The organism is Pseudomonas petroselini, from assembly GCF_045037875.1.
Lineage (GTDB): Bacteria > Pseudomonadota > Gammaproteobacteria > Pseudomonadales > Pseudomonadaceae > Aquipseudomonas > Aquipseudomonas petroselini.
Genome location: NZ_CP173614.1, coordinates 4,262,869 through 4,275,619, shown reverse-complemented (window position 1 = coordinate 4,275,619; position 12,751 = coordinate 4,262,869). Strand labels below are relative to the sequence as shown.

At 61.6% G+C, this 12,751-nt stretch carries 11 protein-coding genes; 3 read left to right on the top strand and 8 right to left on the bottom strand.

The genetic code is table 11. The features are described 5' to 3' along the window. Nucleotides 1-14: 14 nt before the first annotated feature. The 4 genes from ACI512_RS19685 to ACI512_RS19670 all read right to left on the bottom strand — a co-directional run bounded on the left by ACI512_RS19685 (nucleotide 15) and on the right by ACI512_RS19670 (nucleotide 3,268). Nucleotides 15-494 (bottom strand): DUF6644 family protein, encoded by a 480-nt coding sequence (locus ACI512_RS19685; protein ID WP_236383193.1) that lies wholly within the window; start codon nucleotides 492-494, stop codon nucleotides 15-17. A gap of 21 nt (nucleotides 495-515) precedes the next feature. Beyond that, nucleotides 516-2,006 (bottom strand): alpha/beta hydrolase domain-containing protein, encoded by a 1,491-nt coding sequence (locus ACI512_RS19680; RefSeq protein WP_236383195.1) that lies wholly within the window; start codon nucleotides 2,004-2,006, stop codon nucleotides 516-518. Nucleotides 2,007-2,040: 34 nt separating this feature from the next. Next, nucleotides 2,041-2,811: a hypothetical protein gene (locus ACI512_RS19675; protein WP_236383197.1), complete on the bottom strand. Its 771-nt coding sequence runs from the start codon at nucleotides 2,809-2,811 to the stop codon at nucleotides 2,041-2,043. A 64-nt stretch (nucleotides 2,812-2,875) separates the two neighbouring features. Then, a complete protein-coding gene (locus tag ACI512_RS19670; RefSeq protein WP_236383199.1) occupies nucleotides 2,876-3,268 on the bottom strand; it encodes a DUF6152 family protein in 393 nt (130 codons plus the stop codon). A gap of 238 nt (nucleotides 3,269-3,506) precedes the next feature. On the opposite strand from ACI512_RS19670, the gene ACI512_RS19665 reads away from it, so the two are divergent. Further along, nucleotides 3,507-4,844 (top strand): alginate export family protein, encoded by a 1,338-nt coding sequence (locus ACI512_RS19665; RefSeq protein WP_236383201.1) that lies wholly within the window; start codon nucleotides 3,507-3,509, stop codon nucleotides 4,842-4,844. A gap of 64 nt (nucleotides 4,845-4,908) precedes the next feature. Here ACI512_RS19665 and ACI512_RS19660 read toward each other — a convergent pair whose 3' ends face one another. From ACI512_RS19660 to ACI512_RS19650, 3 genes are all read right to left on the bottom strand, one after another. Beyond that, on the bottom strand, nucleotides 4,909-5,472 hold the full coding sequence (locus tag ACI512_RS19660) for a cytochrome b (protein ID WP_126570222.1): 564 nt from the start codon (nucleotides 5,470-5,472) through the stop codon (nucleotides 4,909-4,911). A gap of 82 nt (nucleotides 5,473-5,554) precedes the next feature. Continuing rightward, on the bottom strand, nucleotides 5,555-7,009 hold the full coding sequence (locus ACI512_RS19655; RefSeq protein ID WP_236383203.1) for an aldehyde dehydrogenase: 1,455 nt from the start codon (nucleotides 7,007-7,009) through the stop codon (nucleotides 5,555-5,557). 27 nt (nucleotides 7,010-7,036) lie between these two features. Then, complete coding sequence (locus ACI512_RS19650) at nucleotides 7,037-8,413, bottom strand: aspartate aminotransferase family protein (protein ID WP_236383205.1); 1,377 nt, start codon at nucleotides 8,411-8,413, stop codon at nucleotides 7,037-7,039. Between the two features lie 191 nt (nucleotides 8,414-8,604). On the opposite strand from ACI512_RS19650, the gene ACI512_RS19645 reads away from it, so the two are divergent. Continuing rightward, nucleotides 8,605-9,579, top strand: a complete 975-nt coding sequence (locus ACI512_RS19645; protein WP_236383206.1) for a helix-turn-helix domain-containing protein — start codon at nucleotides 8,605-8,607, stop codon at nucleotides 9,577-9,579. 214 nt (nucleotides 9,580-9,793) lie between these two features. Next, nucleotides 9,794-11,242, top strand: a complete 1,449-nt coding sequence (locus ACI512_RS19640; protein WP_405121275.1) for an APC family permease — start codon at nucleotides 9,794-9,796, stop codon at nucleotides 11,240-11,242. Here the strand turns inward: ACI512_RS19640 and ACI512_RS19635 are convergent. Then, nucleotides 11,239-12,732: an MFS transporter gene (locus ACI512_RS19635; protein WP_236379874.1), complete on the bottom strand. Its 1,494-nt coding sequence runs from the start codon at nucleotides 12,730-12,732 to the stop codon at nucleotides 11,239-11,241. The genes ACI512_RS19640 and ACI512_RS19635 overlap by 4 nt on opposite strands. Between the last annotated feature and the right edge of the window lie 19 nt (nucleotides 12,733-12,751).

The following is a 12,751-nucleotide window of genomic DNA, read 5'->3' as shown; positions in this document are numbered from 1 at the left end:
TGGGTTGAAAACGCTTAGATCGTGTAGGCGATCCAGCGGCCGCAGACGATCACGACGCACCACAAACCGATCGACAGCCACGCAAATGCCTTGACCGAACCCGACACGACGTCACTGCCGGCAGAGCGCAGCAACGGGCGGCGCAGCAACCAGGTCAAGCTGAACGCGGTCACCACCAGGACCATCTTTAGCCAGAACGTCGAGTTGACGAGTACCCGATCAGGCTCGGCGATGATCATCAGTAACCCGGTGCACAGCAGCACGATCAGTGCATTGCGCATCCATGGGTAGTAACGGCGTACGATGCCGCGCAAGGGCTCATCGCTGGCAAACACGCCCGCCAGGCGCAGATCGGAAATCAGCGCCGAGCCGAACAGCACGGTGATGGCGATGATATGAATGCTCTGCACCGTGGGGATGACCCATAGGATGTCGCGGATGGCAGTGCTTAACGGTGACGCGTAGATCCAGGCAATGATGAGTGACGATGACATCGGTTTTTCTCCCGCAATGGGTTAGAAATCTTGAGGGGTTGCGATCGGATGCAGGCCCGCCGCATCCTCGGGCAGCAAGTACCCTTGCTGGATCGACACGGCTTTGGCGTCTTCGAATTTCTGTGCGTAGCGGTTGAAGTTTCCGTAGCGCCGGCCGAGCACTTCCTTCGAGTAGGGCACCTTGGTGTCGTAGATCAACCCGCAGCCGGTCTCTTGATCGGTGAGGTAGGTGGCGCTGGGCACCTGGATCCACGGCGGGCGCACGCCGCCTTGCAGGTTGCCGGTGCCGGGCGCGCGGGCAGCGGCCTTGGCGTCGCGCACAACCCGGGGCGCCTTGGGCATGGGTTTGCCGTCGCGCACCCACTGGTCCATGCCATCCAGCAGCGCCGAGACCAGCAGTTCAACCGGTTCGTCATACAGCGTCCGGCAGCGCGGGTCGTCGCCCTTGCCGACGTCGGCAGCGAGTTTTTCGGTGTGCTCCGTGCCAAGGTCGGCCAGGCGCAAATGGGGCATGCCGGTGACTTCGTAGTAGCGCAGCTGCGGGGCATCGGTGTCCGCGGGCAAGGGGATGCCTTCGATCACGTCGTGCATCAGTTCGGACTGGCTGTAGACGGTCACGAATGGCACGCCTTCGGGCATCTGACGTGGCACGCGAATCACATCGCCGCCCACTTCTCCGTAGGCCATGCGGCCGGTCATATAGGCGTCGATCAGCGGTGTTTCGTCAGGCATGCGCCATTGCTGGTGACGGCCCTGGTCGAGATAGTCCATCCAGACTTGCGCGGTGACGGCCCAGCTATTCACATAGACTCGCTGCACCTCCAGGCCCGCCAGCGGGCTCTGGGCACCGTTGGTTTTAACCAGCAACGCCAGTTGCGCGCCGATGCCCTGGGACTGCGGCGCAAACGGATCGGGCGCGTCGCCACGCGTGAAGTGGGCTGGGTCGTAATAGGTACCCAGTGGCGCGTAGCGGGCAAAGTCAAAGCGGCGCATGAACTCGAAATTCACAATCTGTCCGTACTGCGCGATCTGTTCGGCTTCGTCCGCTGGGGTGTCGGAGATGAACTTGGGGTCCACCGCCGGCTTGTTCACATTCAGTGTGTAGCCGACGTACGCGTAGCCGCGCCGCAGCAGATAGTCGCGGGTCAGGATCCAACCGGCGCCACGCTCACCGAACCAACTGAATGGCTCAATCACCACCGTGCCATTGAAGCGTGCCGGATCCGCCGGTTTACGCACCAGAATGCGCGTAGTGTAAGGCGCTTCCAACAGGGCTTGGCCGGCGGCATTAATGGCCGGGGCGACGCCTTGCAGGTAGTACTCTTGCTCGATGTAGCCGTAGTGGTCGAGGTCGCTGTATTCGGTGCCCGGGCGTGTCGCCGACGACAGCGGCGCCTTGTCGGACGGCGGCACGGGGATCGCCGTGGGCATGCGCGGCACCTCGGCGAACGTGTTCGCCGCGATGCACAGCCACAGCACGACGCTGAGGCTGAGGGGGGGCAGGCGTTTCATTCGTAAAGCTCCAGCAGGGGATGGATGGGCGTCTTCACTCAAGGCTCAGAGATGCCTTGCCCTCGCTGTCGATCACGATCTGGTTGTTCTCGCACACGTACTCTTGGATGGCGTAGTTGGAGCGTTTGTACTCAAACGTAAAGCGATACGCGGTATTGAGAACTTGCGGGTCTTCGATCAGGACCTGGTTTTCCAGGTGATCCGGCCCGCGCAGCCGAATGCGTTCGGTGATCTTCATGGCCGGCCCGTGGGGCACGTCGTAGAAGCGCACGTCCGTTCGCACGCGTTGGGTTTCTACCACGAGCGTGTCGCCTTCCCAGTGGCCGCGCGAATGGCCCTGGTACAACGGGTCGAGCTTGTCTGTGGGCGGCATGGCCTGGTTCAAGAGAATCCGCCGCACTTGCTGGAGATACTCGCCGAGGATGATCACTTGCTTGTCGTCGCGAATGATCTGGATCGGGAAGAGCGCCGCCATCATCGTCGGCATGCCCTCGGGCAGGCATTTTGAACTGGAGGTGGCGATCGGCGTACCAGCTGCGTTGGCCACCGCTTCTTTCTTCTTGAGCTCGGCGTATTCGGCGGCGTAGGGCGCCTTGAGGTCCATCGGCCCGCCGGGGTGCACCGGGTCGTCCGGGTTTTCGCCGAACCAGTCGTCCGGGGTTCTTTCCCAGGTACCGCTGATGTCTGGTCGGGTGGCCGCGCTGTGCTTTTGCGAGGTTGTCGCGGCGCTGCTTATCCCGGCGAAGGTCGCAAGGACCACGCTCAGGACGATCATGGCGGCGTTGGAGGTGCGTGCTGGTTTCATTGAAAAGTCTCCGCGTTGCTGGTTTGCCCAGTTCTGTTGTTGTCGCATTCGGGAGGAGCTGCGTTTAGCCGCCGCCCGAGAGCACCACGTCACCCATCTTGATCTCCACCAGTAGCCCGCCGGGCTCACCGTTTTTCAACGGTTTATAGGAAACCTCGACGTTTTCGCCGGCTTTGACCGAGTCGGCAGTCCAGCCTGTGCGCTGCAGCGCGTTGACGCTGCCGGTCTCGATCTTGAAGCGCTGGGCCGGCGGGCCGGGAACGTCGACGTAGATCGTGATGTGCGGGTTGGTCCAGGCGAAGCGCTCGACCACACCCTTGATCGTGAGGGTCTGGGTCTGGTCGAACAGCGCAAATGAATGGTGGGCACTGGCCACAGGCGCTAAGGCACTGCAGGCGATGAGGGTCAGAAGGCAAAGCCCCTGACGTATCAGCGGGAAGGGTGACAAAGGGGTCATGACGGGCGCCTCGGTTTTTATGGTTCTTATGGGCCCAGCATAGGGCGCTCGCGTTCACAGGCCTTAGCCCAAAACGGCAACCATTGAAGGTGTTCAGGCGTTTTGGCGCGTGTGAGGTATCGCGCAACGACGGATCGACGAGCAGGCCCGTGCAGATGCTGATTTGGGTTACCGCGCTGGCGACCCATGCCGGAACACTTGTGTCTCGCCTCACAACTATAAAAACAGGAGAGACGTCATGCGCATTCCCCCCTACGCGCCATTACTGTCGCTGGTTGCACTTTGTGCAGTCGGCTCACAGGCGCACGCCTATACGGTCTACAGTGAAGACGACGGTGCAACCGTTTTGAACGCCGACCTGGGCGCCGGGTTTGGCTGGTTCGGCAGTACCCGCAACTACGTCGGCGACCCGCAGAAACAACACGGCAGCATGCGCTGGCAGGAGGGCTACGCCAAATATGGCCTCAACGGCACCACCGACAAGATCACCGCTGGCGCCATATACGGCGGCTTCAGCCTGCTCAGCAGCGGCACATGGGGCGACGGTGATCCGGGGGCGATCACAGCGGGCAATGAGCGCAGAACTGCGGTGGAAGACGCTTTCCTGGGCTGGAGGTCCGGCGACCTGCTGCCTGCCCTGGGCCAGGACGGCGTAGATTTCTCGTTTGGGCGCCAACTGGTCACGGTGGACGGTTTCCTGATCACCGACGATGGCTTCAACCCAGGGAACGCATTCAGTCCCATCGAGGGCGTGCGCGATGGTCGGTTCAACCGAGGGGGTGCCTTCTACCTTGGGCAGCGCTTGGCGTTTGGCAACACGGCGGTGCTGAAACTGGGCGGCAAGGAGGGGCTGCACGGCAGCCTGATATGGCTGAAGTCCGAGAACCCCGGCCAGTCCAAGACCGAACTGGCGGTAGGCACTCTCGATTACACCACACCTATTGGCTCGATCGGTTCGACCTACATTCACGGCCTGGATGTGGATGAGAAATATGCCTTCGCGGATCGGCTTGAACGCAAGGGCATGAACGTCTACAGCATTCGTGGGCAGGGCAACGCCGGGATTGAAAACGCCGACTTCGCATTCGAGGTGGCGCGCCAGGAAAAACGATCCGGCTCACAGCGGGCAATGTTCTTCGACGCCGGCTACACCTTCGCCGATGTGCAGTGGCAGCCGACGGTCAGTTATCGCTATTCGCGCTATTCCGAAGGCTGGGATTTCCTGTTCCAAGGCGGTTTTCGCAAACGCTACCAGGGTGAAATCGCAGCTAATTACGCCGGTTCGGTGACCTCGAATATGCAGATCAACGACGTGCTGCTTTCAGTCCGGCCAACCGAGAAATTGACCCTGAACGCGATGGCCTTCGACTACCACCAACTGTCCCGTCGCAATGAGCGGGATTTCGCGGCGCGGGAGGTGGATCTGTTCCTGGATTGGATGGTCACGGATAACGTCACGCTTTCGCCCTTGATCGGCCTCTATAAGCCCGAGAAATGGTTTGGCAACGGTGGCGGGCAGAGCGGCAGCGCGTCGACCAACGCGTACATGCAGTTCATTGTGTGGGTGACGTTCTGAGTCGTCATTAAAGGCTGTTGCAGGTCCCGCAGGCGTTGACGTTTTGCGTCAACGCCTCATCCATTCAGAGCATGCGGCGCAACACGTCGTTGCGCGGGTCGCGGTCGTAGAAGCGATGCTTGAGGGCACCCGCCACATGCAGCACGATCAGGACCAGCAAGGTATAGGCGAGGACTTTGTGCAGCCATTGGAACACCGCAAACCAATCGTCATTCTTTGGCAACAGTTCCGGCAGGTTAACCCCGAAAAAGAACACCCCGTCGCTCATCGTGTAGGTGCTCGACATGGAGTAGCCCATCAACGGCACGATCACCAGCAGCACGTACATCACGCGCTGGGTCAGGCGTGAAAGGAACCGTTCATACCCCGCCAGGGTTTCCAGCGGCTGCGGCAGCTTGGGGGTGCGAAAACGCACGGCTAGCTGAGTCAGGACCACCAGGAACGTCAACACCCCGAAGGACTTATGCCACGGGTAATAGAGCTCGTATTTACTCGCCACTTCATCATTCATGCCGGTCATGTGCCAGCCGACCCACAGCAGGCCCAGGACGAGCACGGCACGCACCCAGTGCAACACGCGAAGGGAGGTCGGGTACCGATCGATTGTCGGTTGATCTATTGGGTTCATATCAGGCTCTCCACGGAGCGATGCACGGTTGAATGGCCACCCTCAACGTTGGAGGGTGGCTCGGTCAGGGTAGGCGCTGCACTCAGGACGGCAGCAGCACGGTGATGACTTTCTCCTCGGTGTAGGCCAGTGCACCGCTGAACCCACCTTCACGCCCGATACCGCTGGTCTTGACGCCGCCCCAGGGCAGGTTGGCGTCCAATGGGCTCCAGCAGTTGATACCTACGGCGCCGGCTTTTACCGCCGCCGCGACACGGTGCGCTCTGACCAGGTCGCTGGTCCAGACCGTGGCCGCGAGGCCGTAGCTGCTGTCGTTGGCCAGGGCGATCGCCTCGTCTTCGCTGTCGAACGTGATCAGCGTGCCGACGGGACCGAAGATCTCGTCCTGGGCTATTTCCATGTCGTTGCGGGCGTTGGCGAAGATCGTCGGACGCACGAACCAGCCCTGCTTAGAGGCCGAGACGCCGCCGGCTAGCAGTGTTGCGCCTTGGTCGATACCCAATTGGATGTAGCGGTTGACGCGATCGAATTGCGCCTTCTTGGCCACCGGGCCCATCTGTACGCCGGGTTCGCGAGGATCGCCCACGCTTACCGCCTCTGCGGCCTCGGCCAGCGCGGCGCCGAAACGTTCGGCGAGGCTGCGCTGCACCAGGATTCGCGAACCGGCCGCACACACCTGGCCCTGGTTGGCAAACAGACCGAGCGTACAGCCGCGCAGGGCGTCGTCGAAGGAGGCATCGTCGAACACAATCTGCGGGCTCTTGCCGCCCAATTCCAAGGCCACGCGCTTGAACAACACACCGGCGGTGCGCTGGATTTCACGCCCGGCCTCGGGACTCCCGGTGAAGCTGATCTTGGCGACATCCGGGTGTTCGCAGAGGGCGCGACCGACTTCGTTGCCGTATCCGGTGACCACGTTGATCACGCCGTCCGGGAAGCCCGCTTCTTGCGCCAGCAGCGCCAGGTGCAGGGCCGACTGCGGGGTTTCTTCCGATGGTTTGATCACGACGGTACAGCCAGCCGCCAGCAATGCGGCGAGCTTCCACACGGTGATCATCAGCGGCGAGTTCCAGGGCACGATGGCACCGACTACGCCGACGGGCTCGCGTACCGTGTACGACAAGGTCTTGGTGCCAAAGTAGCCACCGGTGGGAATGGTGCGACCTTCAAGCTGGTTGGCCCAGCCAGCGGCGGCGCGCAGGTTGGCAATCGCGTTGGGCAGGTCCATCCGGCGCGGCTCGATGGGGGAGCGACCGATGGCGTTGGCGTCGAGATCGGCCAGCAGTTCTGTGTCGCGCTCCACCAGGTCGGCCAGTTTCGACAGCAGTCGGCCACGTTTGGCGCCGTCGAGTTGGCTCCACTCGCCGCCGTCGAGTTGCCGGCGTGCAGCCGCCACGGCACGGTCCACGTCTTCGCGTGTGCCGCGTGCGGAGCTGCCATACACCTGTTCAGTCACGGGGTTGACCAGGTCGATGCGCCGACGGTCGAAGGCTTCGCAGGACGCACCTTCGATGAAATGATTCAAGTGCTCAGTCATTTTGCGGTCCTTGAGTAATGGGCAAGATCATGCTTTGAGGGAAGCCAGGGCGTCGCCGAAGATGTCCAGTGCTTTGAAGAACAGCTCACGCGAGATCGTCAGCGAGGGCATTACGCGCATCACGTTGCTGTAGCGGCCACAGGGAATCATCAGCACGCCGTGGTTGAGCAGATAGCCCATCAGTTGGCCGATCTTTTCGCCCGGCAGGGGCGCCTTGGTGATCGGATCTTCGATCAGTTCGATACCGATCATCAGGCCGCGCCCGCGCACTTCACCGACTAACGGGCTGTTGAAGCCGCGAATACGCGCCTGAGCTTCCAGCCCCAGGGTGTGGGCACGGTTGAGCAGGTCGAGTTCAGGGTCCTGGAGGATGCTGATGTTGGTCAGTGCCACGGCAGCCGACAACGAGTTGGCGGCGAAGGTGTTAGGCATGGAACCGTCGGGGATTTTCGCTGCCAGGTCCGAGCGCATGATCAGGCCGGCCATGGGCAGGTCGCTGCCGATGCCCTTGCCGAAGGTGAGCATGTCGGGCTTCACGCCGGAGTGTTCGACCGCCCACATTTTGCCGGTGCGGCCGGCGCCGGACTGCACTTCATCGACGATCAGCAATGTGCCGCTGCGGTCACAGGCCTTGCGCAGCAATTGCAGGAATTCCGGCGATGGGGGCACGTAGCCGCCTTCGCCCTGTACCGGTTCCACAATCACGGCCGCCACGTCATCGGCGGCCGTGTACGGGGTGTTCAACAGGTAATCGATGTACTCGCCGGCGATCTGCTCGGCGCTTTTGTGGGTGGTGTCGAAAGGGAAACGGTAGGCGTAAGGGTAGGGGGCGTGAATCACGCCGCCCATCTGCGCGCCAAAGCCCTTGCGGTAGGCCGTGCCGGTGGTCAGCGAGCCCGAAGCGTTCCACACACCGTGGTAGCCGCCGTGGAAGGCGATGATCTGGTGCCGCCCGGTGATGCGCTTGGCGAACTTGATCGCGGCTTCCAGGGCATCACTGCCGCTTTGCGTGAAGAAGGTGATGCAGTCGCCACGCAACCCCTCGGGCGCGATTTCGTGCAACTTGGCAGCCAGCTCGGTACGCCGGGTGCTGTTGATTTCCAGGGCGTGCATCAGCACTTCGGACTGTTCGCGAATCGCCTGCACCACTTTGGGGTGGCAGCGGCCTACGCTGCTGACACCGACGCCGGCGGACAGGTCGATGTAAGTGTTGCCGTCGGGGTCTTTGAAGGTCGCGCCGAAGGCGCGGTCCATGGCGATCGGCATGCGTCCGCCGCCGCGTGCCATCGACTCGGTACTCGCCGACAGCGCCAGGGCTTCGCGGGTCTTGGGGCCGGGCAGTTCGCCGGAGATAATCCGCGGGGCATCCGCGAAGTGCAGGGATTGAAGTTTGGCTTCACTCATGACGGTCTCTCTGGAATGTCTATTTAAGTGTGCCGATCATCTCCGGCGCGGGTTACAGGCCGGTAGCCCGAATCGGCACATGAGACGCATGCATTCCAGCGCATAAACAATTTCCAGGATTTGTGCTATGTGCGACTATCAAATCCATAGGCGATCTAAAAACAAGAATATTGGTAGAGGTACACGCCCCAATGAAAAACCAAACGATCAGCCATTTTCGAGATGTCCACGTCCATGCAGCCACCATCCAGCAGTGGAACCAGGACTACAGCCAGTTAACCGCCGGCTGCGCCGAGAGCTCGCTGATGCAACTGACGACGAGCGGTTGTCACTTGTTTCTCGAAAAGATCAACCAACGCGTGGTACAGAACGGCGTGGCACCTCGCGACAAGATGTGCTTTGCCGTGCCGATCAACGTTCCGGGTTCGATTCGCATGCAGGGGCGCGAGGTGGATGACAGCAGCCTGTTTTTTCTCCACGGCGGCGAGGAGTTCATGTTCCATATGCCGATGGGCATGGAGTTGCTGTCCATCACCTTTGAGCGTGACTTGTTCGACGAGGCGTTGGAGCAGACTGCTTCAGCCAAGGACCTCAATCGGTTGCTGCGCCAGCCGGTAATCAGGGTTTCCCCCCAGCGATTTGCCCAGGCTCGGCGCCGATTGCTGGCGCTTTTCTCCCAGGCACTGGTGCACGAAGATCTCGATAGCACGCTGGATCGAGCGCGCGAGGTAGCGCTGGAGCAGGCCATGCTCAGTGAGTTGTTGCAACTGATGATCGACCCCGCCTGCGACAAGCACCAGCGCAGCCCCAGTTCCACGCGCAGTTTTATCGTCGAGAAATGCCACCGCCTGGCGACCACCGAAATGATCAGCGTGCCCAGCGTGATCGATTTGTGCGAGCGTCTCCAGGTGAGTCGGCGTACGGTGCAGAACAGCTTCCGATCGGTCGCCGAGACCACTCCGCTGAATTACCTGCGCTCTGTAAGGCTCAACGGTGTACGCCGCACCTTGATGTCCACCCGTGCCTGCGAGCTGACGATTGGTGATGCCGCCGCCCAGTGGGGCTTCTATCACCTGAGCCATTTCGCGGCGGAGTACCAGGAGCTGTTCGCAGAGCTGCCGTCCCATACCGCCCGCGCAGCCATCGCCGCTTACGCGCGCGACTGAACGAAAAAATCTGCAAAAACCAGATACAGCCTGCTTGGGAGAGGCGGGTGTTTCGCCGTGGGTGCTTGCGTTACCGATTTGGGATACCGGCACGTTGCAGGGCAGGCATAGGATCAGTGCCAGCGTGCAACAAGAACGACAAGCTATTCGGTGCCGGTGAACCGCCGGCTGCACCGATCCTGCAGCGACTGCCTCATACAATAAGGTCAATAACATGAGTGTATCCAACTCGATCAACAGCTCCACGGAGCTCAAACGTGGCGCCCTGGGTGTGGGCTTTATCATCTTCTTCGTGGTGTCGGCGGCAAGCCCGCTGAGTGTGATCGCCGGCGGCTTCCCCATCGGTATCATGCTGGGCAACGGGGCGGGGACCCCGGCGTTGCTGATCCTCGCCTTGCTGGTGCTGCTGGCGTTCTCCGTGGGTTACACCACCCTGTCGCGCCACCTGACCAACGCCGGTGGCTTTTACGCCTTTACCGCACGCGGGCTGGGCGGCCTGGCCGGTGGCGCGGCCGGGGTGCTGGCAATGTTTGCCTATAACATCCTGCAGGTTGGGTTGTATGGCATGTTCGGCGGGGTGGTCAGTGGCACCATGGAAGCCGCGTTCAGCCTGGTGCTGCCGTGGTGGTCCTACTCGCTGATGGCGATGGCAAGCATCGCAATCCTGGGTTATCGCAAGATCGACCTGTCGGCGCGTGTGCTGTCGGTGATGGTGATCGCCGAGTACCTGGCGATCCTGGTCCTGGACTTCGCCATCCTCAAGTCCGGTGGCGACAGCGGCATCAACCTTGACGCCTTCACCAGCAGCCGAGTGTTCAGCGGCACCCCGTCCATCGGCTTGCTGTTTTGCTTCGCCGCCTTTATCGGCTTTGAGGCAACGACGATCTACGGGGAGGAGGCCAAGGACCCGAAACGCACCATTCCAATTGCGACGTACTGCTCGGTGTTGCTGATCGGTGGTTTCTACGCGTTATCGGTGTGGTCGATGGTGGTGGGCGTTGGGGCGGACAAGATCGTGCCGATGTTGCAGGCCTTGCAGGATCCGACCACGTTTATCTACGGCATGTCCGACCATTTTGTCGGCCCGCAACTGACCCAGGTTATCCGTGTGCTGTTCATGGTCAGCATCTATGCCGGGTTGTTGGCCTTCCATAACGCCGCTGCACGTTACTTCTATGCCATCGGCCGTGACGGTTTGCTGCACAGCCAGTTGGGCACCACTCACCGCGTACACCAGAGCCCGCATATGGGCTCGGCCTTGCAGAGCCTGATCTCGGCCGTGGTGGTGCTGATTTTCGCCGCGTTGGATGCCGATCCGATCCTGCAACTGTTTGCCTGGTTGTCCAACCTGGCCACGCTGTGCGTGATCTTGCTGATGGCGCTGACTTCGGCGGCGGTCTTGGTGTTTTTCCGACGCCACCCGCAGCTCCAGGTCGGGGTCTGGCGCGGGCAGATATTCCCGGGTTTCTCGTGCCTGGCGCTCTTGGCGGTGCTGGTGTTGGCGGTGGTGCATTTCGACGTGCTGACCGGTGCCAGCCGACTGCTGTCCTACAGCCTCTGCGCGATTATTCCCCTGGCCTTGCTGGGCGGGGTATTCCTCGCGGCGCGGCTGCGCAAGGCATCGCCCCAGCGGTTCCTGGCGTTGGGCTGCCACAAGCTTTAAGGCGTGGCCGGCGGTGTTTGCCTGCTCAACTTGACCAGCAGCGCTGCGATCAAAAGCAGTGCTGTCGACGCCGCCAGCACCGCGACAAAGCCCGCGTCGAACGCCGAGCGGGCAAATGCGCGCAGCATGGCAGCGCCTTCGGGCGACAACGTTTCGGCGACGACAAGCGCGTCGTCAAGACTGTCGAATGTCGCAGGGTTGAGGGTCAGCCAGGATGGAATCACCACGCCCGCCGAATACGCATAAACCGCCGATAACAGGCTGCCTGCCAGGGTTACACCCACCGCGCCGCCCAGTTCAAACGACACTTCCTCAATGGAGGCGGCCATGCCAGTCTGGTGGGCGGGTACGCTGAGCATGATGGTGCTGGACGATGCCGTCAGTGCTGCACCAATGGTAAATCCCAGCAGCGCAAGGACGATCAGTTGCAGGTACACCGCAGCGTCATACAGCAGCAGGTAGGCGAGCATCGACGCAGCAGACAGCAGCAGGGTCCAGAACAGCATCCGCTGGTTCCCCAGGCGAGGCAGGTAGTAACCGGCCAGTGGCCCTGAGATAAACGAGCCCAGCGGCAGCGGCAGGATAAACAGTGCCGCTTCCAGTGGTGACAGGCCCAGCACCAGTTGCAGGCGTTGGCTGAATACCAGCTCCATGCCGATCAACGCAGCGGCGGACACCACGGCCGAGATCACCGCATTTCTGAACCCCGTAGCCTTGAACAGCGCCAAGTCGAGCATGGGCTGAGTGGCGCGACGCTGGCGGCGAACAAAGAGCGTCAGGAACAGCGCACCCAACACCAATGCGATCAACATGCCTTCGAAGGAGGGCGCACGTTTGCCGAGTTCCTTGACCGCATACTCGACGCTGATCAAACCGATCATCACCTGCAGCGAGCCCAGCCAGTCCCAGCGTTTGCTCATATCCCCCGGATGATTCGGGATCAAGAGGGCGCCGACGACCAAGGCCACCAGCACGATCGGCACGCTGATCAAAAATACCGAGCCCCACCAGAAATGCTCCAGCAACAAGCCGCCCACCACCGGACCGAAGGCCGCGCCTCCTGAAGCCACCGAGGCCCATATACCGAACGCCATGGCCTGTTCGCGCGGATCGATGAAGGTCACCCGCACGATGGCCAGCGTGGCGGGCATCATCATCGCCGCGCCGACCGCCAGGAAACCCCGTGCCCCAATCAATACGGTGGCGGACGGTGAGAACGCCGCAATCAGTGAGAACAGGCCAAACACACTGAGCCCGCCGATGAACAGGTGTTTGTGTCCAAGACGGTCACCGAGGGTACCCATGCCCAGCAGCAGGCCGGCGGCGATCAGCGCATAGATGTTAACGATCCAGAGTTTTTCCGAGGCCGAGGCATTCAGCTCTCGGGTCAGGGTGGGCAGGGCGGTGTACAGCACCGTCATGTCGATGACGATGAGCAGCAAGGCGCTGGAAATGATCGCAAGGATCAACCAGCGGCGTGGAAAAATCATGGGGGGTGCTCGATGTAGG